The 21,953-nt window shown below is 50.2% G+C and carries 19 protein-coding genes; 6 read left to right on the top strand and 13 right to left on the bottom strand.

Annotation, left to right across the window (positions count from 1 at the left end):
• Nucleotides 1-107 precede the first annotated feature (107 nt).
• The gene (locus tag RAC89_RS22875) at nucleotides 108-1,379 is read left to right on the top strand and encodes a nucleotidyltransferase (protein ID WP_306615916.1); all 1,272 of its coding nucleotides are present in this window, start codon (nucleotides 108-110) and stop codon (nucleotides 1,377-1,379) included.
• Here RAC89_RS22875 and RAC89_RS22870 read toward each other — a convergent pair.
• Nucleotides 1,328-2,443, bottom strand: a complete 1,116-nt coding sequence (locus tag RAC89_RS22870) for a SepM family pheromone-processing serine protease (protein ID WP_306615915.1) — start codon at nucleotides 2,441-2,443, stop codon at nucleotides 1,328-1,330. The two genes, RAC89_RS22875 and RAC89_RS22870, sit on opposite strands and share 52 nt — an antisense overlap.
• Before the next feature lie 148 nt (nucleotides 2,444-2,591).
• Between RAC89_RS22870 and RAC89_RS22865 the strand changes: the two genes are divergently transcribed.
• Nucleotides 2,592-3,806, top strand: coding sequence for a nucleoside recognition domain-containing protein (locus RAC89_RS22865; protein WP_306615914.1), 1,215 nt, complete (start codon nucleotides 2,592-2,594; stop codon nucleotides 3,804-3,806).
• On the opposite strand, the gene coaD is transcribed toward RAC89_RS22865, so the two are convergent.
• Entirely contained in the window at nucleotides 3,803-4,300 is a 498-nt protein-coding gene (gene coaD, locus RAC89_RS22860) for a pantetheine-phosphate adenylyltransferase (RefSeq protein ID WP_284638978.1), read from the bottom strand. The genes RAC89_RS22865 and coaD overlap by 4 nt on opposite strands.
• Nucleotides 4,300-4,905 carry a 16S rRNA (guanine(966)-N(2))-methyltransferase RsmD gene (rsmD, locus tag RAC89_RS22855; RefSeq protein ID WP_306615913.1) on the bottom strand — a complete coding sequence of 202 codons (606 nt, stop codon included), beginning with the start codon at nucleotides 4,903-4,905 and terminating at the stop codon, nucleotides 4,300-4,302. The genes coaD and rsmD overlap by 1 nt, the downstream gene beginning before the upstream one ends.
• Before the next feature lie 721 nt (nucleotides 4,906-5,626).
• Between rsmD and RAC89_RS22850 the strand changes: the two genes are divergently transcribed.
• Nucleotides 5,627-5,881 carry a hypothetical protein gene (locus tag RAC89_RS22850; protein ID WP_306615912.1) on the top strand — a complete coding sequence of 85 codons (255 nt, stop codon included), beginning with the start codon at nucleotides 5,627-5,629 and terminating at the stop codon, nucleotides 5,879-5,881.
• Nucleotides 5,882-5,892: 11 nt separating this feature from the next.
• Here RAC89_RS22850 and RAC89_RS22845 read toward each other — a convergent pair whose 3' ends face one another.
• A complete protein-coding gene (locus RAC89_RS22845; protein ID WP_306615911.1) occupies nucleotides 5,893-6,750 on the bottom strand; it encodes an ATP-dependent DNA ligase in 858 nt (285 codons plus the stop codon).
• Nucleotides 6,751-6,862: 112 nt separating this feature from the next.
• On the opposite strand from RAC89_RS22845, the gene RAC89_RS22840 reads away from it, so the two are divergent.
• The gene (locus RAC89_RS22840; RefSeq protein WP_306615910.1) at nucleotides 6,863-7,087 is read left to right on the top strand and encodes an alpha/beta-type small acid-soluble spore protein; all 225 of its coding nucleotides are present in this window, start codon (nucleotides 6,863-6,865) and stop codon (nucleotides 7,085-7,087) included.
• Nucleotides 7,088-7,402: 315 nt separating this feature from the next.
• On the opposite strand, the gene RAC89_RS22835 is transcribed toward RAC89_RS22840, so the two are convergent.
• The 4 genes from RAC89_RS22835 to RAC89_RS22820 form a co-directional block, all read right to left on the bottom strand.
• The gene (locus RAC89_RS22835; RefSeq protein WP_306615909.1) at nucleotides 7,403-8,062 is read right to left on the bottom strand and encodes a hypothetical protein; all 660 of its coding nucleotides are present in this window, start codon (nucleotides 8,060-8,062) and stop codon (nucleotides 7,403-7,405) included.
• Between the two features lie 71 nt (nucleotides 8,063-8,133).
• A complete protein-coding gene (locus RAC89_RS22830) occupies nucleotides 8,134-8,328 on the bottom strand; it encodes a hypothetical protein (RefSeq protein ID WP_306615908.1) in 195 nt (64 codons plus the stop codon).
• 443 nt (nucleotides 8,329-8,771) lie between these two features.
• Nucleotides 8,772-9,875, bottom strand: a complete 1,104-nt coding sequence (locus tag RAC89_RS22825) for a WYL domain-containing protein (RefSeq protein ID WP_306615907.1) — start codon at nucleotides 9,873-9,875, stop codon at nucleotides 8,772-8,774.
• Nucleotides 9,876-10,281: 406 nt separating this feature from the next.
• Nucleotides 10,282-10,854, bottom strand: a complete 573-nt coding sequence (locus RAC89_RS22820; RefSeq protein WP_306615906.1) for an ATP-dependent DNA ligase — start codon at nucleotides 10,852-10,854, stop codon at nucleotides 10,282-10,284.
• A gap of 126 nt (nucleotides 10,855-10,980) precedes the next feature.
• On the opposite strand from RAC89_RS22820, the gene RAC89_RS22815 reads away from it, so the two are divergent.
• Nucleotides 10,981-11,205, top strand: coding sequence for an alpha/beta-type small acid-soluble spore protein (locus RAC89_RS22815; RefSeq protein WP_284638974.1), 225 nt, complete (start codon nucleotides 10,981-10,983; stop codon nucleotides 11,203-11,205).
• 165 nt (nucleotides 11,206-11,370) lie between these two features.
• Here RAC89_RS22815 and RAC89_RS22810 read toward each other — a convergent pair whose 3' ends face one another.
• Together RAC89_RS22810 and RAC89_RS22805 are read right to left on the bottom strand one after the other, a co-directional pair.
• Complete coding sequence (locus tag RAC89_RS22810) at nucleotides 11,371-13,584, bottom strand: glycoside hydrolase family 88/105 protein (protein ID WP_306615905.1); 2,214 nt, start codon at nucleotides 13,582-13,584, stop codon at nucleotides 11,371-11,373.
• A 14-nt stretch (nucleotides 13,585-13,598) separates the two neighbouring features.
• The gene (locus tag RAC89_RS22805) at nucleotides 13,599-14,882 is read right to left on the bottom strand and encodes an FG-GAP-like repeat-containing protein (protein WP_306615904.1); all 1,284 of its coding nucleotides are present in this window, start codon (nucleotides 14,880-14,882) and stop codon (nucleotides 13,599-13,601) included.
• A 351-nt stretch (nucleotides 14,883-15,233) separates the two neighbouring features.
• Here RAC89_RS22805 and RAC89_RS22800 point away from each other — a divergent pair, with 351 nt between their 5' ends.
• Nucleotides 15,234-17,396: a rhamnogalacturonan lyase gene (locus RAC89_RS22800; protein ID WP_483874686.1), complete on the top strand. Its 2,163-nt coding sequence runs from the start codon at nucleotides 15,234-15,236 to the stop codon at nucleotides 17,394-17,396.
• Between the two features lie 80 nt (nucleotides 17,397-17,476).
• On the opposite strand, the gene RAC89_RS22795 is transcribed toward RAC89_RS22800, so the two are convergent.
• The 3 genes from RAC89_RS22795 to RAC89_RS22785 are packed head-to-tail and all read right to left on the bottom strand — an operon-like array spanning nucleotide 17,477 to nucleotide 21,804.
• Nucleotides 17,477-19,081 (bottom strand): hypothetical protein, encoded by a 1,605-nt coding sequence (locus RAC89_RS22795; RefSeq protein ID WP_306615903.1) that lies wholly within the window; start codon nucleotides 19,079-19,081, stop codon nucleotides 17,477-17,479.
• A gap of 25 nt (nucleotides 19,082-19,106) precedes the next feature.
• Nucleotides 19,107-20,660 (bottom strand): glycoside hydrolase family 43 protein, encoded by a 1,554-nt coding sequence (locus tag RAC89_RS22790; protein ID WP_306615902.1) that lies wholly within the window; start codon nucleotides 20,658-20,660, stop codon nucleotides 19,107-19,109.
• A 4-nt stretch (nucleotides 20,661-20,664) separates the two neighbouring features.
• The gene (locus RAC89_RS22785; RefSeq protein ID WP_306615901.1) at nucleotides 20,665-21,804 is read right to left on the bottom strand and encodes a prenyltransferase/squalene oxidase repeat-containing protein; all 1,140 of its coding nucleotides are present in this window, start codon (nucleotides 21,802-21,804) and stop codon (nucleotides 20,665-20,667) included.
• Between the last annotated feature and the right edge of the window lie 149 nt (nucleotides 21,805-21,953).

The following is a 21,953-nucleotide window of genomic DNA, read 5'->3' as shown; positions in this document are numbered from 1 at the left end:
AAACAAACAAAGATTATTATAGCGATATCCGTTACTTTTTGTCAACATTTTCAGTTCATGCTATAGTGGATAAATATGCGAGATTGGTAAAAAAGTGAGGTTACGCCATGCGTACTGTGGGTTTAATCGTTGAATACAATCCCCTGCATCATGGTCATTGTTATCATTTCCAACAATCCAAAAGCCAAACCCAAGCCGATGCCGCCGTTTGCATCATGAGCGGACATTTTCTCCAACGCGGCGAACCGGCCTTGGCGAACAAATGGGCTCGAGCCGAGATGGCTCTTCGGATGGGCGCCGATCTTGTCCTGGAGCTCCCTGTCGCCTACTCCTGCCAGCCCGCCGAATGGTTCGCCTACGGCGCGGTTTCGGCCCTGGATGCTACTGGCGTCGTGGACAGCCTTTGCTTCGGCAGCGAGAGCGGCGACATCGGCTTCCTGAAGCGCGCTGCGGAAGCGGTCTCTGATGAGCCTGCCGCCTTCCGGGAACGCCTTCAGGAGACGCTTCAGCGCGGATTGGCTTACCCGGCTGCCTACAGCGAGGCGCTGGCCTCTTACGTACCCGAGCTCGATCCTGCCGAGCTTGCCAAGCCGAATAATACGCTGGGATTGCACTATCTGATTGCATTACGGCGATTGAAGAGCTCGATCCAAGCCGCCACGATAACCCGAACGAAAGCCGAGTATAACCAAACCGATATCACTGATAATCAAATTGCAAGCGCCACCGCCATCCGCAAGCTGCTCTTCGAGGATCGTGCCTTGGAGGGCATTGCCCCCTATGTACCGGAGAGCACCCTTGACGTATTACGCGCTGAATGGCAGGCAGGACGGGCTCCCGTCGGCTGGGAATCGTTTGCGCGGCCGCTATTGCTGCAATTGCTGCATCATAGTCCGGCACAGCTGGCTTCATTCTACGAAGTGAACGAAGGTCTTGAGCATCGGCTCAAGCAGGCGGTGACGAAGCTGACCCTACCGGACGCCCGGATCGTTGACGAACTGCTGTCCGAGCTCAAAACGAAGCGTTATACACGAACGAAGCTGCAGCGCACCTTGCTCCGCATACTTTTAAACCATTCGAAGCAGGAGCTGTGCACGGACGTGCTGCGCCGCGGCGTTCCTTACCTGCGGGTATTAGGCTTTAGCCCGAAGGGGCAGCTGCTGCTCAAGCGAATGAAAAAAACGGCGAAGGTTCCCGTCATCACCAAGGTGACGACCGAAGCCTCGCCGCTTCTGCAGCTGGATGTGCGGGCAACCTCCGTTTACGCTTTGGCCTATGAGCAGCCGACCGCTCGTGACCTGCACCGCGATTATTATCAACCCCCGCTTCAACGCACGGCGGAGGCCGAGGCTGATTTCGGCGGCAGCGACGCCAAATAATTCATCGCTTCCTCCATTGTCCCTACGGGGACAATTTTCATTTTCGTACCGATTTCCTTGGCCCTCTGTACCGCATCAGTATAATTGGGGACTACCTGACCGTCCGGTGATGTGTAGTCCTTTGGAGCAAAGAAAATTTCCGCTCCTGCTTTATCTGCGGCTATGACCTTATGCTTGATGCCCCCAATGACTCCGACCGCACCTGACTTATCGATCGTCCCCGTCCCCGCAATGCGGTATCCTTTTGTAATATCCTCCGGCAGGAGGCGATTGGCAATTTCAAGGGAGAACATAAGACCTGCCGACGGTCCCCCTATCTCTCCGGCTCGAATAGTCACCTGCTTGTCTTCCGACTCGGCCTTCACGCTCAGTACGTCGGCCGGTACGATGCCAAGTCCGGCGCGCTGCTCCTCCGGCTTTGTCGGGGTTGTGCCGTCCGCATTCGGGAGAATTCCCAGCTGTACGTCTTTCGTTCGCGTAATGTTTTTCCGTTTATAGCTGATAGATACGGTGTCGCCAATCGCTTTGCCTTTCAGCGCAGCAAACAGATCCTCCCGTGATGTGATCGGCGAATCTCCTACCTTCACGATATAGTCCCCTGCTTGCAGCGTCTCGGCAGCGGGCATGTCCGGATACACCTGCATGATGACGACACCGTCGTTGCTGATCCGGTATGGAATTTTCAGCCTTTCGTAGGCAGCCGTCATCGCATCCGCTTGAGACGTTTGCATGACTACTTCCTGACGGTGGTAATAGTCCTGTTCGGATTCGCCCGGCTTGAGCAGCTCGCTCTTGAGACGAAGCTCATCATACGGATCAAACAAGGAAGCTACATATCCGAACAAGGTGGCGTCGCGAACACTGACCGTCGTCAGCATGAATTGTCCCTGATCCTCAGTGCCGCCTTCCTTGACCTGAACCATAGGACGAATCACTTCGACAATGCCCGGTTTAAAGATATAAAGCGGTAACGGCAAAAAATAGACCAAATAGAGCATGGAGATCGCAATGAAGACAGAAAATACGATTCGCGATGCCTTCTTCATATGGCTGGCCTCTCCCATGGATTCCATCCCCTTTGCTGAAGCTTGATTGTATAGGTAGGGTATGCCTGCTTGGTCTAAACGATGCGGACAAAGCGTAAACATGTACCATCTTGCTTACGCTGGAGTGATATGAATGCAACCCCTGCGAGTGTTGTCTTCGCCGCGCATGTCTACCCTGATGCTCGGCATTTGCGCGCTTCTGTTAATTATTAGTATGATCCTGTTTCCCGATCAGGCCTTCAAAGCCTCCCTCCAGGGCATTCAGCTCTGGTGGAAGCTTGTATTCCCTGCTCTGCTGCCCTTCCTGATCATCACGGAGATCATGCGGGGGATCGGCGCCTTGCATGGGATCGGGGCGCTGCTTGAGCCGCTGCTGCGCATTCTGTTCCGGCTGCCCGGTATCAGCGGCTGGCTTATCGCACTTGGCTTTACGGCGGGTATGCCTGTCGGAGCAGCCGCCATTAGCACGCTCCGGTGTGAGGGCCAGCTCACTCGCGATGAAGCCGAGCGGCTTCTCGGAGCGACCCATGTGCTTAGCCCTGTGTTCCTTATTACCATTGTCGGTGTAGGTTTTCTTCACAGTGCGACAATCGGGCTTGCATTGGCTGTAATTCATTACGGTTCTATGCTTCTGGTGCTGCTGGCCCAGCGAATGAGCTCTACTGAGGAACCGCTGCCCTTGACCGGCTTCCGACGCAAAGGCGTTTTCGCTCATGCGCTTGAAGCCTTCCGTGCGGCGGGAGCCCGAGATGGACGCACCTTCGGCAAGCTGCTGGGCGATGCCGTGTCGGTGAGTGTTCAGCAATCCTTCATTATCGGAGGCTACATCATGATGTTCTCCGTGCTGCTGAAGGTCATCGATTTATCCGGCTTGCTTACCGTGTTGTCCTCCCCCATCGCCTTGCTCGGAGTTTGGAGCTCGGACGAGCTAAACCAAATGATGGCAGCCTTGCTGCCCGGCATGTTCGAAGCGCATTTAGGCGCCTTCGCTTTTACGCAAGCAGAAGCCGTCACCTCGGTCTGGCAGTATGCCCTGCTTAGTTTAGTCCTAGCCTGGGGCGGCTTATCGGCCATCACACAGGTTCGCAGCCTTACCGTGGCGACAGACCTGCGCTTTAAGCGGTTCCTGAAGTTCCGCTTGTGGCATGCGGGCATTGCTTTCATCCTTACACCGCTTGTATGGGAGCCTTTAAACAGCTGGCTTACGAGACAAAAAGAGCCGTTATCCGCGTTCAACGGAGGGCAAAGTGCATGGGCGCTCGATCAAGGCACGCTCTGGCCGTTTGTCAGCCCGATGATGCTGCAGTTCGGCACCATTTTGCTGCTGCTGGTAGTGGTCTCCATATTTACGGCCTTTCTATTCCGTCGCGGAGAGCGCTAACCGCGTTTGTCCGCATACTTGTCCATCAGCGCCTTCTCGACTTCAGCCGGCACCAGATCCGTTACCGGGCCGTGGAAGCGGGCGATTTCTTTCACAATACTGGAACTCAAATACGAATACTTCGGCGTAGACGTCATAAACAACGTCTCGATATCCTCGCAAAGCTTACGATTCGTCGACGCCATCTGAAGTTCATATTCAAAATCAGAAACGGCGCGCAAGCCTCTTACAATGAGATGCGCGTCTTTTTGCTTCATATAATTGATGAGCAGATCGCGGAAGCTGTCGATCTCCACGTTAGGCAAATCGGCCGTTACCTGGCGCAGCAGCTCCACACGCTCATCTACCGTGAACAAGGGATTCTTGCTTGTGTTGTTAAGCACCGCCACGACCAGCTTATCGAACACCTTCGCCGCCCGGTGAATGATGTCCAGATGCCCGTTCGTTACCGGATCGAAGCTTCCCGGATACACTGCAACCTTTTGATTCTCCATTACCTCTCGTCAGCTCCCTCGTCCAATTCCGTCTCCGATTTGTCTTCTTCCTCCGCAGAATAACGGAGTATCGTGACCGCTGTTTCCCCGTATTCCGCTCTTCTGATGTGCTCCAAGCCATATAGGGGTTCTTCGTAGCGATCCTCCGCATCATGCTCGATAACAATTCTCGCGCCGTCCTGCAGCAGCTTCTCCATTGTGAGCTGCTCCAGCAAATCGTGGATTACCTTCAGGCGATAAGGAGGATCCAAAAACACCAGCTCAAACCGCAGGTCGCGCTTGGACAGTGCCTTCAACGCTCTCAGCGCGTCATTGCGGTACACCTCCGCCTGCTCGGTAAACCCGGTCGCTTGCAAATTATGGCGAACCGTATCGATCGCCTTCTTATCCATGTCGATTAGCACCGCCCGGTCCATCCCCCGGCTCATGGCTTCGATGCTGAGACCACCTGTCCCCGCAAACAAATCAAGCGCCATGCCGCCGTCGAAATACGGGCCGATCATGCTAAATATCGCTTCCTTCACCTTATCCGTGGTCGGTCTCGTTCCCATCCCGGGTACCGCCTTCAGCGGCCTGCCCTTCGCCCGACCCGATATGACCCTCATCCTAGCACCTTCTTCCAGCAATCGTATTGATATCGTACCACAAACACGAAGATTTTCACAAAAAACCGAAAAAAATTTTGCCGATTCATGTATATATTTCTTGCCCGGGGTGCATCCTTATATCATCGACATCCGAAAATGTCGTAGACAACCGCGGAGAAGACTTACGTTCCCCATAAGCTCTTCGTCCGGTTTCTCCTCTCCCATGAAGGGCCTCGTCGTGAGACGGGGCCCGAATTTTTTATGTACATACGCTAAAAGCCTTGATATTACTGGGTTTTTATTTCTCCCCATTTAATGGTTCAATACGAACGAAATCGAGCTGGTTACCGATTGGTTACCAAATTCGTTTTACTATCTCGCTCTTGATTAAAAAATGTTCGACTGCTCCAAAATTATTATTGAATGTAGGTGATGTTGTCGATATCTGTATTATTCCAAATAATACTGTTTTGCATCGCGAGAGATTCTAAAGCATCCATCTATATCTACCTGACTACGCCCTGTTTTTATCATTAATTCATGTATTGTCGGCTTTCTGTTACGACCGTTTGAGTAATTAGCAGTTATCTGCAATAACTTTCTTTCACAATCGTTTTCATAGATATACCTCTAAAAGTTTTATTCATTTTACAATATAGGAACATTTGTGCTTTTCGGTAAGGATAAAAAAACTCGGTGGGCTTAGCACCGAGTAACTTCGAGTAAAGGAGAGTTGACCTTGGATAATGATGGATTAGAAAACTACGACTTAAATTACACAGATAATAATGGAAACAAAGTGGCATCTTTCCTTAAAATATTGTCTTGGATAATTGTTATTATCGGGTTTATCATTCCGTTTATACCGAGACTAAACGAGACTCGTCCTCAATTTATTCCAACAGTTAGTTATTACATTTTACTTGCAGCTATCCTACGTGGTATGGCAGAAATAGTACAGCTACTACACAGTATTAACAGTAAGATTAAGTAATTTAGCCCTGCCTAGATAATGAATTCTACAAATGATGGTGATCTAAGCATTCCATGCCTGGTCCAATTCCTGTACTTCACCTTTGCCTTAAGCCGCGGCTCAAGATAAACAAATTTTTTATCTTCTTCTATCTCTAACTGTTTAGAAACCTCAATGAATGCTTTTTTGTACTTCGGGCCTACACCTAGCTCAATAATTCCAGCAAGTCGTTTTTTGCCCTCTTCCTCAACATAAGCAAGCCAACCGAACTCGTCTTTTCGATACCCACCAATATACACATCGGCATATTGGTAATTCACTAGCTTCAGCCAATCAGATGAACGCCGAGAAACATATAATGAATCCTTCCTCTTTGCAACAATGCCTTCCATGGACCGCTCAACAATTGAATGATAAAGTGCAACCCCATTGCCCTCAATCTGAGGTACTAGGGAAAATCTCTCGTTTTGATCAAGCACTATTTCTAATATTGATCTTCGTTTCATTAAAGGAAGCGATCGCAAATCACGCCCATTGTGAAACAGTATATCCCAAATCAAATAATGAACAGGATTCTGTAATGAATGGGAAGCGATCTTATCTTTCTTTTTAAGCTGGAACCGCTCCATCACAAGTTCAAAATCGATTTGCCCTGTCTCTGGGTTTATACTACAAACCTCGCCATCAAGAACAACGTCTCCGTCTATCGGAATTTGATGTAGCTCAGGATATTGTCTTGTGCATTCATTTTGGTTTCGGGTCCACATTCGAGTTTCATTATTTTTATGGGAGAGAATTAGGCGGTGTCCATCTATTTTAGGCTCGAAGATAAAAGCGGGGTCATTGAAGGGTCTATCAGTGGATTGCAGTAACATCGGAGAAATGTACATTGTCATCACCCATGTAAATTGTAACACGAGCAAGAAGGATGAATAATCAGGGAATTAGTGGGGAGTATAACTCTACGCAAGAAAATAAACCGCATGTGGAGGTATGATCATCATGGCTCAAGGACAAAGCGGAAACAACAATGTATTGGTAGTTCCTCAAGCTAGACAAGCACTGGAGCAATTAAAATATGAGGTAGCTCAGGAGCTGGGCATTCAAATTCCTCAAGATGGTTACTATGGTTATATGGCAACTCGTGATACAGGTGCAATCGGTGGTCACATTACACGCCGATTAGTTCAAATCGCTGAGCAACAATTGGCTGGAAACCGTTTCTAAGAAAGTACATTTAGAAATCCCCAAAAGATAATCCCCACTAGCTTCTTGGCTGGTGGGGATATTTATTTTGGGTCCAGGATACAATCGAAGCAATGGTCTTGCCGGACCGGACCGAGCCTTTGTTACAAATGACGTCCAGCTGCTTTCGGCTAAATGGTTTGAAATCGAACATTACGGACCACTTGGCAAGGATCACCACGACATGTCTTGGCGCCGTAAATTTGCCAGTTCGTATGGGGTTTGTTTTGCTCAGGCACTACATTCACTTTACCTCCGAATTTGAAATGGAAATAAAAAAAAGCACTCCGAGGTGCTTCATTTTTTGTAGTAACAACCATTCTCTTTCCTTAGAACCCCAATAGTTGAATGTCTATGCATAACTTGTTCCACTAACTCTAAAGCATGGTACATGCCTGTTAAGTTTCTTATAGCTTTTTGTACGTCAACCGCTGTTATTGGTTTATCTTTTTCCAAAGAATCGTAGGCAATATAAAACAAAGTATCGAATCCTGTGTTTCTTATTACCTTAGCCGTGACACTTTCGCCTGTACCAACAAGCAATGTTGATTTTATATCGTTCGCTATATTTTGAATAGTCTCATTTACTTTCTCAACAGGTACTGTTTCCGAATCTGTTTTATCATCTCCAACATTATCTTTTGACTGCTCAAGTTGATATTTTGAGGCGATACTATCCACTACAGCCGCGAGATCTAGACTACTTACTTTCGTATCAACCTGCCCCAGTTTCTCCTTAAATTCGCCTAAAATCGTATTAAGATCTTTTTTAAGGTTATCTGCTTTTGTTGCTTCCCGAATCGAAATGTAGATAGCAACACAAGCTAAAGCAATTGAAATAAAAGTTGAAACATATGAAATCGCGCTCATTACCTCGCTTTTCCAAATGTAAGCAAAACCACATGCATAAACTATTCCCGCAGTGAACCAAAGCCAGTCTCTATGACGCCATTCCATAATCTCTCACTCTCCCAAATGATATTTTAGACTGATTTGGTGAGAATATACAAGAATGCATTTTTAAAATATCATTCTTTCTGCAGCTCAATATCAATCTCAATAAGCTTCTTCAAATCCTCAACCGTTTTAATTTCAATCCGACCATCCTGAAAGTCCTTAACCCACCTAGCAATACCGGCTTGAATGATTTTCCGATATTTTGACTTCGACTCCAGGATACCCTCCATGATTTCAATCTCACGGTCGATAACAACTCCTTCCATAATTTGCTTTTCAATGGTAAGGCTGACCACGACGTGTCTCGGCGCCGCAAATTTACCAGTTCGTATGGGGTTTGTTATTCTCTGACACTACATTCACCCCACTCCGAAGTGCTCAGCGTTGCAAAACAAAAAGCGCAATTTAGCAAGTAACTAAAATGCGCTTAATTCAAAACTATTTATAAGAATAACGGTGGTTAACTTTGGGACGTTTATCTAGGGAATCAATAATCGATTGTATATCCAAGTAGTTTTGTTGTTATTTTTTTCATTGTACCATTGTTTTGATGTAATTCACTTCTTGATCCGAACTTGCTTGTAATTTATTTTTGGAGTCTTAGCTTTCTCATCATTAGGTATTACATTGAGTGCTTTCGAAAATTTTTGACATTAGTTTCAAATAAAAAACGCTTACCCAATTGGGTTAGACGAAATATTAATAAACTTTAAATCATTGATTTCTTTCGATTATTAATACGCATTACCTTACTCCGCCAATGCCGAGCCCTTTTCTTCAAACGCTTTATTTTATATGCCAGCTTCCAGTATCTTGCTACTTTTCTAGGTACCTTATTAATTTCTTTTGGCTCTTCGACTTGAATTACTATAGGGTAATCCGTGTGGCTTGGCTTTCTCTTTTTCTTTGTGGATACGTATGTATAGTCATGAGGACTAAAGTGAGATATATCTGTTGAATCATAAACTTCAATTTCAATAGATTTCATATCAGACCAATCCGAACGGTCTGTATGTGGCCGTGAATTTCCAAGTGTACCAATAATAAAAAATCTCATGCCTCTCTCTTCTGCAAATTTCACTGCTGCATCAAATTTAGCCTGGTTTTTAGGTTGCCCGATGTCCCCAGAGAGTTTTACTTCGACCAAATCTTTCTTACCATTTGTATAATGAACAATAAGATCGGGGGTATATAGATGACTAACTCTTTTATAAAAGTATTGAACTTTTATGGGTTCAACTTGAATTAATCGAACCCTTTTGTCATTTTCGAGTTCAAGTAAAACTTTGTGTTCTAACGGACTTCGACACTTCGCTGGAATGTCCATTTTACTAAGATGTATCGTTTGGGGATATCCATTGTGAGTCTTTTTAATCGGTAAATTGTTATTTGTTATTTTAAAGGTATTATCATCAATGAGTTCATTGACAAGCTTAACTCCTAGTTTTTTTAAATTTTCTTCATATTTCTCAGGATAACCGTAAGCAGTAAATTTCTCTGTATTAGCAAAAAAATCGGAAAAATCCTGTTTTCTTTTAAATTCAATTATTTTTGATAAAGAGATTGGTTTCTCTACGATGGGTTTGTCTAAGATCGAAAATCTTTCTATTCTTCTTAGATGAAAGGTCCTTACTTCTTTACGGTAATGACAATAACCAATCAAGTAGTAGTGTTTATCGAACCTTTTCAACAAGTACCACGGATCAACTTTACGATGCGTTCCGCCTTCTTCACTTAAGTACCAAATTTGTAATTGAGCTTCATCCTTTATTGCTTTAATAAACTTATGCTTGTTTTCCCGAATATTAACCATTACTGAGCGCCTTCTCTCGATGTATGTTCATAGTTAGTATTTCGGAACAACTAGGACAAATGATTAGACTCAATCTTTCAGGTTTGATTCAATACCCGTTACCTCATAAATTTCTTTGTCCTAAGCGTCGAGCCACTACCGCTAAACAAATCAACTAAAGTTGTTACTGAAGTGACCCGCTTGCCTATTTGGATGAGCTGATTTCCGGTTGGTTCATTGGTGCGATTCTGGGAGTAATGTTGATGTTCTTTCGCATAACGACACGATCCTCGAACAATGACATTTTATTGGGAATTATTTTCCTTTGATTAATGGAGCTAAAAATCAATGATGTTAATGACGGCAAACACAAAGGAGCTGGACTTCTCCATGAAGTCTAGCTCCCTTTTTACATAAGTATCCGCACTTATGAACCTCGTGCACAAATTTTTAACCAATCCGAAGAACGCCGGGAAACATACAAGGAATCCTTCCTCTTCGCCACGATACCTTCCATGGACTGCTCCGCAACAGACCGATAAAGCTCCTCGCCGTTTCCTTCCACTTGTGTAACTAGAGCAAATCTATCGTTTTCGGCAAGCACCTTTTCCAAGATAGAACGACGTTTCACCAATGGAAGCGTACGCAAATCTCTTCCGTTCAAATAAAGTATATCCCAGATCACATAATGAACGGGGTTATGAAACGAATGAGCTGCAATCTTCTCCCTCTTCTTCAGCTGTAACCGTTCCTTCACCAAATGGGTACAAGTGCGGCTGTTCTCCGGGACATGACAGGCCACCTGTCCGTCGAGAACAACGTCGCCATCGATAGGCACCGGATATAGCTCCGGATATTGTCTTGTGCATTCTGTCCGGTCTGCAGTCCACATTCGCGTTTCCCTTTGGGAGCGGGAGAGAATGAGGCGGTGTCCGTCAATTTTGGGCTCGAAGAGAAATGCGGGGTCATTGAAGGGTTGGTCAGCGGTTTGAAGTAACATAGGAGAAATGTACATGGTCATCACCCATCCCAATTGTAACATGAAAGATTGGATGAATAAGTAGGGAAATTGTGGACATCATAACGTTACGCAAGACAATAAACCGCATGTGGAGGTATGAAAATCATGGCTCAAGGACAAAGCGGAAATAACAATGTATTGGTAGTTCCTCAAGCAAGACAAGCATTGGAGCAATTGAAATACGAAGTAGCTCAAGAACTGGGCATCCAAATTCCTCAAGATGGTTACTATGGCTTTATGGCAACTCGCGATACGGGTGCTATCGGTGGTCACATCACCCGCCGCCTGGTACAAATCGCTGAACAGCAGCTGGCTGGAACACGCTTCTAATGCAAGCTCAATAGAGTTCGAATGTAGAAAAAGCCCTCCATAGGGCTTTTTCTTGTTTCGTATTCCGTATTTCCCGGGCAAGCGCAGCATACGACGAAACCTTACGAGATCAGACACAAAAGAACAGGGCTTGAGGGTTGATCGCTCGGATACCTGTAACGTAAATCATGAAACAGTGACCTCACGGGCTGCCTTGGAATCGTTCGTACATAAATGCTTCTCCAGCTTAATCGTTTCAATACCTGCCAGCAGTACGATCCCAATGCCATGAGTGTCATTCAGCTGCCAGGTCAGCTGGTCCTTATAATAGTATTTATTGAAGGAGTAACCCGAGCCTCGACAAACACCATATACATTCCCGTGCTTATCAATACAGTGACGAACCAAGCCTTCCCAGCCTCGGAGGACTGACTCGATATAGCCGTCAGACTCCCGCAGCCAGCCGAAGCGAACCCCACGCGCGAACGCATAAATAAACATGGAGGTGCAGGAAGCTTCCTCATAGGACTCCGGATCCGTCAGCACTTGGTGCCACAGCCCGCGCGTCCCTTGCAGCTTCTTGTAGCCTTGGCACAGCTCCCGGAAAAATGCGAGAACGTCCGGCCGCAGCTCATGATTCTCCGGGAGGACGGCAAGAAGCTCCGTCAGCGAGAACAGCACCCACCCGTTGCCCCTGCCCCAAGGCACCCCGTTTCCTTTGCCGAATTTCACATCATAAACGTGGTGCATGATTTGAAGCTCGGGAATGTACATGAGTTCCTTGTAATGCAAAAACTGTTTCACTGCATCGTCCACATACTTACGAATACCCGTCAGCTCATAATACTTGCTGAGAAACGGCGTACTCATATACAAATCGTCGCACCACACAGTATCCTTCATAAAATCGGTCGTTCCTCTTACCCGGTACAAGGTACCGTTCGGAAGCCGATCCTGGATTTCCGTAATATACCGGGCGATTCGATCAGCTGCCGCTTCTGCTCCCGCAAGCGGCCTTATTTTGTGGGCTTCCAGCATAGCGGCGCCGAAGGAACCGCAATCATCCAGACTGTCGATCAGCGTCAGCTGGTGATTGATGCCGGGAGAGCCATATTGCTGCTGATCCCACAAACTATATTCATGCAGCGAGGTACACTGCTCGATATGGTCTGCTGCATATTGGAAGTAATGAGATGTTTCAAGCTCCAGTCCGGTCTTCATAATGCCGTATAATGTTACGCCCAGTGGGTAGTTCCATTTGCCGTACATGCCGGTTTCCAGATAAGGACGAATACGCGCATCCGGCAGATCCGCTCGCCAATAAGTGGTCTCTCCTCCTGTTCCAAAGGTTGAATTCATCTGAGTGATGTCCCCCGCCTCCGGTGAACTCCCTTCGGAAAACGGACCAAGATACAGCCAGACATCCGTTAAGCCCTCCACAAGACATGGTGCAGCAAGCTTCAGCCGGGTATTGGTTGCGACGCTTGGACCTTCCAGTTGAAAGCCCCACTGCTTCCCTCCACAGCAAACCGAGCGGGCCACAAGGTCGTGCTGACCAAAGCCCAGGTCTACGGAGACGGATACCTGACCGGATGCAGCAGTTGATTCATAGACCGCGCTGCCGTTGATGTATATCGTCAACGGACCATGATGCTCACCTTGCAGCCGGAACGTTTGGGGAGCGGCGGTTCTGACTTCCAGCTTCGTCCAAGCAAACGCAGATTGCCCTTTCTGTAAACCGTAGATTCGGCCGAAGCAGCCCGCCTGCAGCTCCTCATCAGACCAAGTCGTTTGAGGATACCAGTCACCCGCGGCAACCTCCTCGGCTCCTTCCCCAGGCAGCACTTCCCAAGGAGCCGCTTGAGGACGGCTGTACACCCAGCCTTCTTCTCCGTTTCTCTCCGGCGTCGGTGCCAGGATGTGCATGGGAAAGCCCTTGATGCTGCCGGTACCGAACACCCCTCCGCAACCGGTTCCGGTTTTTACAAATTCCAGTACAATGTGATTCCAGCCTCGATTCAGCTTCGTGCGGAAAACATTTTTGCGCTCCGGAAACACATCGTCGTTGAGATTGGAGGCAAACGCCAGCCCTTGGTTGATAAACACCCTCACCGGACTATAACAGCTGACGCTGAACGGGACATCGACCTGCGTCTCGCTCCACACTTTGCCCCAAACATAGATGTATTGTCCGTCCTTAAGCTCCGGCCATCTGTTCTGCAGGTCCATGTCATACCGGTAATCCTCACCGCGGAGGAAGCCGTCCGCACGATAAATCCGAAAGACCGGGGGCAGCTTCGGATGAGAACCGATAAAACGGCCGGCAACGGCGGCAAGAATGTCTTGACTGCAACGGGCTTTACCCGCGATGGAATCATTTTCGTGGAAATAAGGCTGCATGTTCATCCTCCGATTCAGAACGGAATTTCTCCGCCGGGATATAAGGTCGAGTGAGACAACCGCTTCGGCTGAGCTAATGGGGTGCCGGACGGATTCGCCGTCAAATCCTTAGGCCCGCTGGAATATATGCTCGCTGTCTCATCGCCGTAGATGATGACCTGTTCATTCCCTTCGCCGAACAAGTCAGCATGCACGACATACCCTTCCGACGGAAAGGAAACGACCACGTTCATATTCCCGTCGTAGAGGGAAGGAAATACCCCGCCACCGCGGCGGAATGCCAATATATAATCCGGGGAGCCTTCTTGCCAATTCCGTAACGTCTCGATGATCGTCAGCCAGCCGTCCGTTTGCCGGTCCTCTTTCCAAAGCTCCTGCCCGCTGCTGTCCAGAAGGAACAATGCGTCCTTCCCTTTCACGCCTTTCCCGTCGTCCTCCCGAACGAGCCGGTCCAGGCCGGCCACTTGAAGACCGGGCAAATCGCTGCGGAAGCGGCCCAATGCGATATGCTGAGATTCGACGGAGCCTTCATGTCTCCACAACTCTTGGCCGAACCGGTCGTACATCACGGTAACGCTGCCGCCGATGACCAGCTCTGGCTGTCCGTCCCCATTTACATCGCCGACCCAAACGCAATCCGCGTGATCCTCAAGATCGTGACAGCTCCAAAGGAGACGGCCATCGTGATCCAACAGATCGTAGCCGGCCATCACCTCATCCAGCCCGTCCCCATCCAGATCATACACCCATGGGTAATGGCCGGGATTTCCTTCGTGCGTCCACAACAGCTCGAAGTTACGGTTCATCGCCCACATCCGGTGGTATCGGTCCTTCAGGATGATATCGCCCGCCGTATGCCCTCCCGTTAAATTGGCTACGATGATGCAGTCATGCGCTTGCGGATCGGGTAAGGCATGAGAAGCCTTCAGCTGACCGGTTTGTCCGTTCAGGATGTTAAACCGGCCGTCCATAATGCACAGTACCTCCAAATGTCCGTCCCCGTCGATATCGGCGATTTGCGCAGGGTAATCGGAGCCTTGCCCGCCTGCCCCTGGATCAGGCTTGCCCACCTGCCATAAGAGCTCGCCCGTAAGATCGAACACCGTGATACACTGCACCTGATGAGGAATATATCTTACATCCTGCCGATTGTCGGCTTGCACCAGGATCATTTCCATGCGTCCGTCGCCGTTGACATCGCCAAGCAGCATTTTGCAGCGGGGACCCGCCGCTCGAATATTTATTCTTCCAAGAAAACAGGGCTGTTGCACCACAGGCTTTCCGTCGCTTCGGTTCATTTTCGTATTCCCTCCATGATTGGTTGCAATCTGATATAACGTCAGCGTAAATGAGGTAACCTTTGTTTACAATCGGACATTTTTGACTGCTTTGGCCGGGGACTTGCATTTTCTTGCCGGACTTTCACTTTCTTGATAAGTACCGTTTTAGCCGCTTGCGAATTTTTCCTATTTACGGAAAAGATGGTGACATTTACGTTTATGTAAGTCACCCCAGTGACCATGAAATCCATCCAATTCCGAGGAGGAGTATTGATGAAAAAGAAGCGACAGCACTCATGGAAACGACGCGCCGGAATGACAGGGCTCAGCATGCTGGCGGCCCTGCAAATCGTATCGGTTTGTCAACCGATGCAAGCGGTTGCAGCAGCAGTCCCTATCGCTCCCGCAGACGGCAAGCGGCAAATGGAATACCTTGATCGCGGTATCATAGCAGTGCCTACGCAGGGAGGGACTTTCATAAGCTGGAGGCTGCTCGGAACCGATCCTGCGGACGTTGCCTTTCATTTATACCGCGACGGCAAAAGGATCACTGAAGCCCCGCTACGCTCTTCCACCAATTTCGTGGATACGGCCGGAACGGCCCAATCGAAGTATTCCGTTCGTGCGGTAGCAGGAGGCAAGGAGCAGCAAGCCTCAGAGGCAGCTACTGTATGGGGCGCTACTTATCTCGATGTTCCTCTGCATAAGCCGGCTGACGGAAGGAACCCCGACGGCTCCGTCTTTACCTACAACGCGAATGATGCGAGTCTGGGCGATGTAGACGGAGACGGCAAGCTTGAGTTGATCCTGAAATGGGATCCTTCCAACTCGAAGGATAACTCCCAGAACGGTGTTACCGGTACGGTCTATATTGATGCCTACAAGCTGGACGGCACACTTCTGTGGAGAATTGATCTCGGCAGGAACATTCGCGCCGGGGCGCATTACACCCAGCTGATGGTTTACGACCTGGATGGGGACGGCAAAGCCGAGGTAGCAGCGAAGACGGCCGACGGCACCGTGGATGGTACGGGCCGAGTGATCGGCGATCCGAACGCTGACTATCGCAATGCCGAAGGACGCATCCTGGCCGGACCGGAGTTCCTGACGATCTTTGATGGCGCTACAGGCAAGGAGCTGACGACCGTATCCTACGATCCGCCTCGCGGCAACGTGAGCGACTGGGGTGACGGCTATGGCAACCGGGTGGACCGATTCCTTGCCGGCATCGCTTACTTGGATGGACAGCGTCCAAGCCTTGTCATGGCCAGAGGCTATTACACCCGCGCAGTGCTGGTAGCGTATAACTGGCGCGATGGCAAGCTGGAGAAGGTTTGGACCTTTGATTCCAATACGCCCGGAAATGAAGGGTATGCCGGACAAGGCAACCATAACTTGAGCGTAGCCGATGTCGACGGTGACGGTAAGGATGAAATCATTTACGGTGCGGCTGCGATTGATCATGACGGCCAAGGTCTGTACACAACCGGATACGGACACGGCGACGCTATGCACCTAGGTGATCTCGATCCGACACGACCGGGGATGGAGGTATTCCAGGTCCATGAAAATCGCAGCTCCCCTTACGGACTGGAGTACCGCGATGCGGACACCGGAGAAACGATCTGGGGCTTATATACCGGCAAGGATACGGGCCGCGGGATGTCCGCGGACATCCATCCGGAATATCCCGGCGAAGAGGTTTGGTCCTCCGGAGGGTATGGCTTATTCAGCGCCTCAGGGCAAAAAATAAGCGATAAGGCCCCATCTTCCATCAACTTCGGCATTTGGTGGGACGGAGACCTCCAGCGGGAGCTGCTTGACCACACGTGGAACGGAACGTCGCAAACCGGCGTTGGGAAAATTGAAAAATGGGATTACATCAACCATCAGCCGATCACTCTTCTAACGGCGGAAGGCACGCTTTCCAATAACCACACGAAAGGCAATCCCGTACTTCAAGCGGATTTGTTCGGCGACTGGCGCGAGGAAGTCATCTGGCGCACCGAAGACAATTCGGCGCTGCGAATCTACACCACCACCGATGTAACGGAGCACCGTTTGCCTACTCTGCTTCACGATCCGGTATACCGTTTAGGCATTGCATGGCAGAATGTAGCTTATAATCAGCCTCCACATCCAAGCTATTATTTAGGTGCGGGAATGAGCCAGCCACCTGCTCCGAGCATGTATGTGACGATGCCTTCCAAGGCGGAACTGCAGCCTCGCGTATTGAATGTGAAGAGCTCGGGCGGGGAGTCATCCGTTACCGTTCACATTTCACTTCCGAATGTGTCGAGCCTTGCAGGCGCCGGACCGGACGCAGCCCATGTTTCTCTCACCGTGAACGGCACGACGCTTGACGCAAGCTCCGTAATGCAGCAGAACGATACAGGACTGCTCGCAAAGTTCGACCGCAAAGCGCTCATCCAAGCGTTAGGTGAACAGCGCGGTGAGGTTCAAACAGAAGTAAACGGTATACTCGGGAACGGCAATCGTTTCAACGGAACCGCCGTCATCGAAGTGCGCTAGTACGTAAATAACCTCCGTTACAGGATCCTTGCGACCCTTGTAACGGAGGTTATTTCGTCACGCAGAATATTGCTCTATTGTTAGCCTTCCGTTCTCAAGTAAAACAGCCGCTGATCCTCAATATGCCCAAGCCCGTCATAAGCGGAACCGAAGAACGCACTTCCTCCGCAAAAGGCCGGCAGCTCATGACGCGTCCCTATGCATTCGGCGGCAAGATGGAGAAGCGCCAAGGGAGCTATGCTGTCAAGCTTGGCGTACGGATGGCGTTCGCTTGGTACGAAAAAGCCGTGGCGGTACCCCTGCCGAATAATATTTTCTCCCACGATACAAGCAAGCTCCAAATAGTCCGTTTGACCGGCAACCCGGTACAGCTCCAGCAATGCAAATACAGTATACGGATTCGGGTTGTCCGTGGCGTAATCTAGGCTGCGTCCCTCACCGGTCCTATCCAGGCCAGGATCGCCGAGGCCATTGCCCTTCGCCATGCCTCGAACACATTCCCACAGGAGCGGCTCTCCGGACAAGCGATATCCCATGGCATAGGACCACAATAGCAGCGGATCGGCTGACATAGCCTGCAAAGCTTCCCCCTGTTTGCCGTAATACCCGCTCCTTTCCATCACGAGACCGGTTAAGCGCGTACCGTTCGTCAGCATCGGATGCATGAGATTCGTCTCGCTTTCGTAGGCATACCTGCCGTAGGCAAGCAGATCGTCCACGGCCGATTCGGCAAACGGCTTCCCCGCTTCCCCTAAGCTTTCGGCTAGCACCATTCGGCTTATGCCGGCCTTACCGACAATCGTATGAATCTGCCTTGCCACCGATAATGTCCCTTCTACAGGCTGATGCGCACGTAATTGCTCTCCGAATTGCTCGACCGCGCGGTCCCCGCGTACTCCCGGCAGCACGGAAATGCTGAACTGATAACCACTCATTCCCGTTACAGGATTACGTGTATCCCCATACCGTCCATTTAACCGTTTGGCCCAAGCCAATGCCTTCTCGTCACCGGTAAACCGATAAAGCTGTCCTGCCGCATAATAAAGATCGCTGCCGCAGTTGATGAAGGTCAAGCCGGTACCTGTGAAGAAAGGGTCTCCCGGAGCATAGTCCCGATCCCAGACGGTACCTTCACTCGGTTCGGCTGCCGGCTTGCCGTGACGGCTGAACTCAAGGCTGCTCCAATCCAGCACATGGCTGTCCCAGAATGCTTCGATATAGGCTCTCGTCTCCTCCGGGCTCACCTCGTACATCAGTTCATAGAACGGGTAATGACATTTCAGCTCATGCTGTGGGCCCTTATCCGGCGCGTAGACGGTCCGTTTCCCGGCAAGATCGTAGGCCAGATGACCGCCCCAATGGAGCAGACTCCCGTATCTCAAATGCTTGAAGGCATAATCGACCGTGTCCTTTGCCGCGCTGCGATATTTCTCTTCGCCTGTAATATGGCTTAAGGAATACAGCGTACGAAGCCAATTTTGCTGGCTGGCCAAATTGGACAACGTCCAGGTCTCGCCTTCGGACAGCCATTGCACCGGTTCCTTCGTCTCCGCATGGAAGCCGTCGGCAAAAAGTGGAAGACCGTCCTTCTCCCTGCGTCTCTCATGAAGCTGCAGTACGTGATCCGCATATTGCTTGACGATGTGGATAAAGCGGTCAGCTTGCGTAGTTCTGGATGTTTGCACGGAATTCGCCTTCCTTCTGCAGTAGTTAACCTCTTGAAACGTTTCGGCCTTCATAATGAAACCAGTCAAAGTCAGCGGCAATTCGGCGGCCTGAGCCTCCACTGTTCGCGAAGAAGCCGACCATCGTCCCTGTGAACGCCTTTTTCTCCTGAGTCCCTTCGTCGCTCAAGAACAACGCATCCGGTACCACCCCGGCAAGACTCCAGTCTTCCCCATTGCGGCTGTAATAGAAAGCTCTGCGTTCCTTGTCAACCTCCACCTTCAAATAGATTACGCCTGCCGACTCCAGCGGGATATCGCTGAGACAAGACAGCGTTCTTGCCCTGTTCTCCGTCAGTTGCAGCCGGATCCCATCCGCATAGGTCAGAGCAAGCTGCAGGAAGCAGCGGGAATCGTAATAACAGGTCAAGCCCGCTTGTTCCCCGCCTCTTTCCGGGGTAAAATCCAGCTTCAACGCGGCAGTATAATGATGATGCCTTTCTCTGCGGACCAGCACGTTACGCGCGTCGATGGACTCGAGAGGTTCGTCGCCTGTCCAAATCCTAACATGCCCCGGCCGTTCGGTAAGCGACCAATGCTCCGAATCGGGATTGCGGACGAACTGCCATTGCACTGACAGCCGCTCCGCGTCGAAATCATCCGTCGCCGGCTCCTTATAAACAACTTGCATCAGAGCTGGCACGGCTTGTACATCGCTCGGACCTCGCCCCTCGTTAACAGAAATCCAGCCGTCTTCCGTCCAATTCACCGGATCGAGACACGTTTCTCTTCCGAGCACACAATAGCCGCCGCCGAGAGGCCTTCCCGCGAGGTAGACCATCCACCAGTCCCCGTTCTGCGTTTGTACGAGCTTGCCATGGCCTGCTCTTTGAATAGCGGCGCTCCGGTCGGATTGGGTATGTACAGGATTATGCGGACATTCCTCATACGGTCCGAATAAGTCTTTAGACCTTGCCATCGTGACACAATGACCGTATTCGGTGCCCCCTTCAGCTTGGAGAATATAGTAATATCCGTCCTTTTTCAGAACATGCGGCCCCTCCGGTGACACGCGTCCCGTTCCCTTCCAGACCGTAACCGGTTCCCCAAGGGCTTCGGTGCATTCGTCATTCAATCGAAGAAGCGTAGCTCCGCTGCTGCCGTACACCATATAGTGGGTACCGTCATCATCCACAAAATGGGACGGGTCCAGTCCCTTATCGTTAATCACGACCGGCTTGGAATACGGTCCCTCCGGGCGTGAGGATTTCATCATGATGTTCACTCGGCCGCTCTCCGTGGTGTTTCGCAAGGTTGCGAATATATAGAACGTTCCGTTGTAGTAAGAGATATCCGGGGCCCAAATGCCGAAGGAGTCAGGCAGGCCTGTTAACGGGATATCCTCGCTGTTCGTGATGCCATGACCGATATATTCCCAGTGAACCAAATCCTTGGAGTGTGAAATGAGGATTGCGGGAAAATATTGAAAGGTTGAGTTCACCATATAATAGTCGTCCCCCACGCGGACGAGGGAAGGATCGGGATGAAACCCCGACAGGATCGGGTTCGCATAGGTTCGTTCATTTGTTTCGCCGGACATAATCTCATTTCTCCTTATCGTTTAGTCGGACATGCTCCCAAAAGCTCCGCGTGTATTCCGTGAGGGGACGATGCGGAACTCCTGTCAGCTTCCGGCTGATCTCACGGATCAGCAGCGCTTGCGTCCCGGCATTCATGTCTCCCTCTACGAGTCCCTGCCCGATACGGACAGGCTTCGGCATATAGGGGTAAAATTCCCCTTCCTTCACCTGCGCGACATTCGGTGCCGGCGGAGAATGCTTCAGCTCGCGCGAGAAGCCGCCATCCTCCCTAAGCAGCCGCCTCATATTGGCGATTGTAATTTCGAGAATCTCGGCCAGCTCCCGCTCCGGAATCACGAGTTCGTGCTGAAACGCTCCGAGCAAGTCCATCGGATTGCGCACCCAGCACATGTCGATAGCCTCATCGTTTCGCAGACAATCCAGCAGCGTTCGATAGATGCGGTCGACATGAGGAACCGGGATATGAAAACGGTCGTAGAAAGCACGCAGCTTAAATGTCCCCGAGATGCGGATATATCGGTTGCCCCCGCCCCACAGGCCGGTTTCCGGATCTTGAATCGAAGCAAAATATTGTCTTCCCGCCTCCACATAAGGCCGGCGCTCTTCTTCGCTCATCCGGGCCAAATGGTGATTCGGCGCTCCCATGAAATCGCAGCCTCTCCAGCTGTTGCGCAGGTCCACCGACTTCAGCCATGCCACATAGGCATCGGGCGACTCAAGATACGAGGGCCTTTCTTGCGCCTCGTGGGGCAGCTTGTGCAGCGGTCGGCCTCCCAGCTTGCTTAAGGAACCTACGCTATAGCCGAGCGCGCGAAATACCATCACCTCATCAAAGCGCATATTCGGATCCGCGTCGTGGAAGTAGCCTGTGGCCGGATCCTGCTTCTGCTGGAAGAAGGAGATCATCCGTTCCCGAACCGAGGAGGGCATGCTCTCCAGCAAGCCGGAACGGATCAAAATGTTTAACGCTTGGGCGGTGGATTCGATATCCGGTTTAAAATGGTCCATATCGAAGGAGCTGCGGGCGTAATAAAACCCGCCGGAGGCCGCATCGTACTGCCCGGCCAGCCACTCGTAGAAATGCTGAAACAAGCTGTCCATTTCTTGAAACAATGATTCAAATCGCTTTCCGGTCGGTGTCATTCGGTTCCCTCCGATTGAATTAGAGCTTATGGGACTTTCGTATTGCAACTGTAGCATATCCCGGGAAGCCGCTCTACACCTATCCTGCTTTCCCTCTTTAACCTTTGCTATTTTTGCGTTTTTTCGTTTGCAATGCTCTGTTAACCTTT

It is taken from the genome of Paenibacillus sp. GD4, assembly GCF_030846225.1.
GTDB lineage: Bacteria > Bacillota > Bacilli > Paenibacillales > NBRC-103111 > Paenibacillus_G > Paenibacillus_G silviterrae.
Note: the sequence above shows the minus strand (reverse complement) of the source record. Positions and strands in the feature narration are given on the sequence as shown.

Coding starts and splice junctions, on each gene's coding strand:
- RAC89_RS22875 (WP_306615916.1), top strand. CDS start 108: ATGCGTACTGTGGGTTTAATCGTTGAATACAATCCCCTGCATCATGGT.
- RAC89_RS22870 (WP_306615915.1), bottom strand. CDS start 2,443: ATGGGAGAGGCCAGCCATATGAAGAAGGCATCGCGAATCGTATTTTCT.
- RAC89_RS22865 (WP_306615914.1), top strand. CDS start 2,592: ATGTCTACCCTGATGCTCGGCATTTGCGCGCTTCTGTTAATTATTAGT.
- coaD (WP_284638978.1), bottom strand. CDS start 4,300: ATGGAGAATCAAAAGGTTGCAGTGTATCCGGGAAGCTTCGATCCGGTA.
- rsmD (WP_306615913.1), bottom strand. CDS start 4,905: ATGAGGGTCATATCGGGTCGGGCGAAGGGCAGGCCGCTGAAGGCGGTA.
- RAC89_RS22845 (WP_306615911.1), bottom strand. CDS start 6,750: ATGTACATTTCTCCGATGTTACTGCAATCCACTGATAGACCCTTCAAT.
- RAC89_RS22840 (WP_306615910.1), top strand. CDS start 6,863: ATGGCTCAAGGACAAAGCGGAAACAACAATGTATTGGTAGTTCCTCAA.
- RAC89_RS22835 (WP_306615909.1), bottom strand. CDS start 8,062: ATGGAATGGCGTCATAGAGACTGGCTTTGGTTCACTGCGGGAATAGTT.
- RAC89_RS22830 (WP_306615908.1), bottom strand. CDS start 8,328: ATGGAAGGAGTTGTTATCGACCGTGAGATTGAAATCATGGAGGGTATC.
- RAC89_RS22825 (WP_306615907.1), bottom strand. CDS start 9,875: ATGGTTAATATTCGGGAAAACAAGCATAAGTTTATTAAAGCAATAAAG.
- RAC89_RS22820 (WP_306615906.1), bottom strand. CDS start 10,854: ATGTTACTTCAAACCGCTGACCAACCCTTCAATGACCCCGCATTTCTC.
- RAC89_RS22815 (WP_284638974.1), top strand. CDS start 10,981: ATGGCTCAAGGACAAAGCGGAAATAACAATGTATTGGTAGTTCCTCAA.
- RAC89_RS22810 (WP_306615905.1), bottom strand. CDS start 13,584: ATGCAGCCTTATTTCCACGAAAATGATTCCATCGCGGGTAAAGCCCGT.
- RAC89_RS22805 (WP_306615904.1), bottom strand. CDS start 14,882: ATGAACCGAAGCGACGGAAAGCCTGTGGTGCAACAGCCCTGTTTTCTT.
- RAC89_RS22800 (WP_483874686.1), top strand. CDS start 15,234: ATGCAAGCGGTTGCAGCAGCAGTCCCTATCGCTCCCGCAGACGGCAAG.
- RAC89_RS22790 (WP_306615902.1), bottom strand. CDS start 20,660: ATGTCCGGCGAAACAAATGAACGAACCTATGCGAACCCGATCCTGTCG.
- RAC89_RS22785 (WP_306615901.1), bottom strand. CDS start 21,804: ATGACACCGACCGGAAAGCGATTTGAATCATTGTTTCAAGAAATGGAC.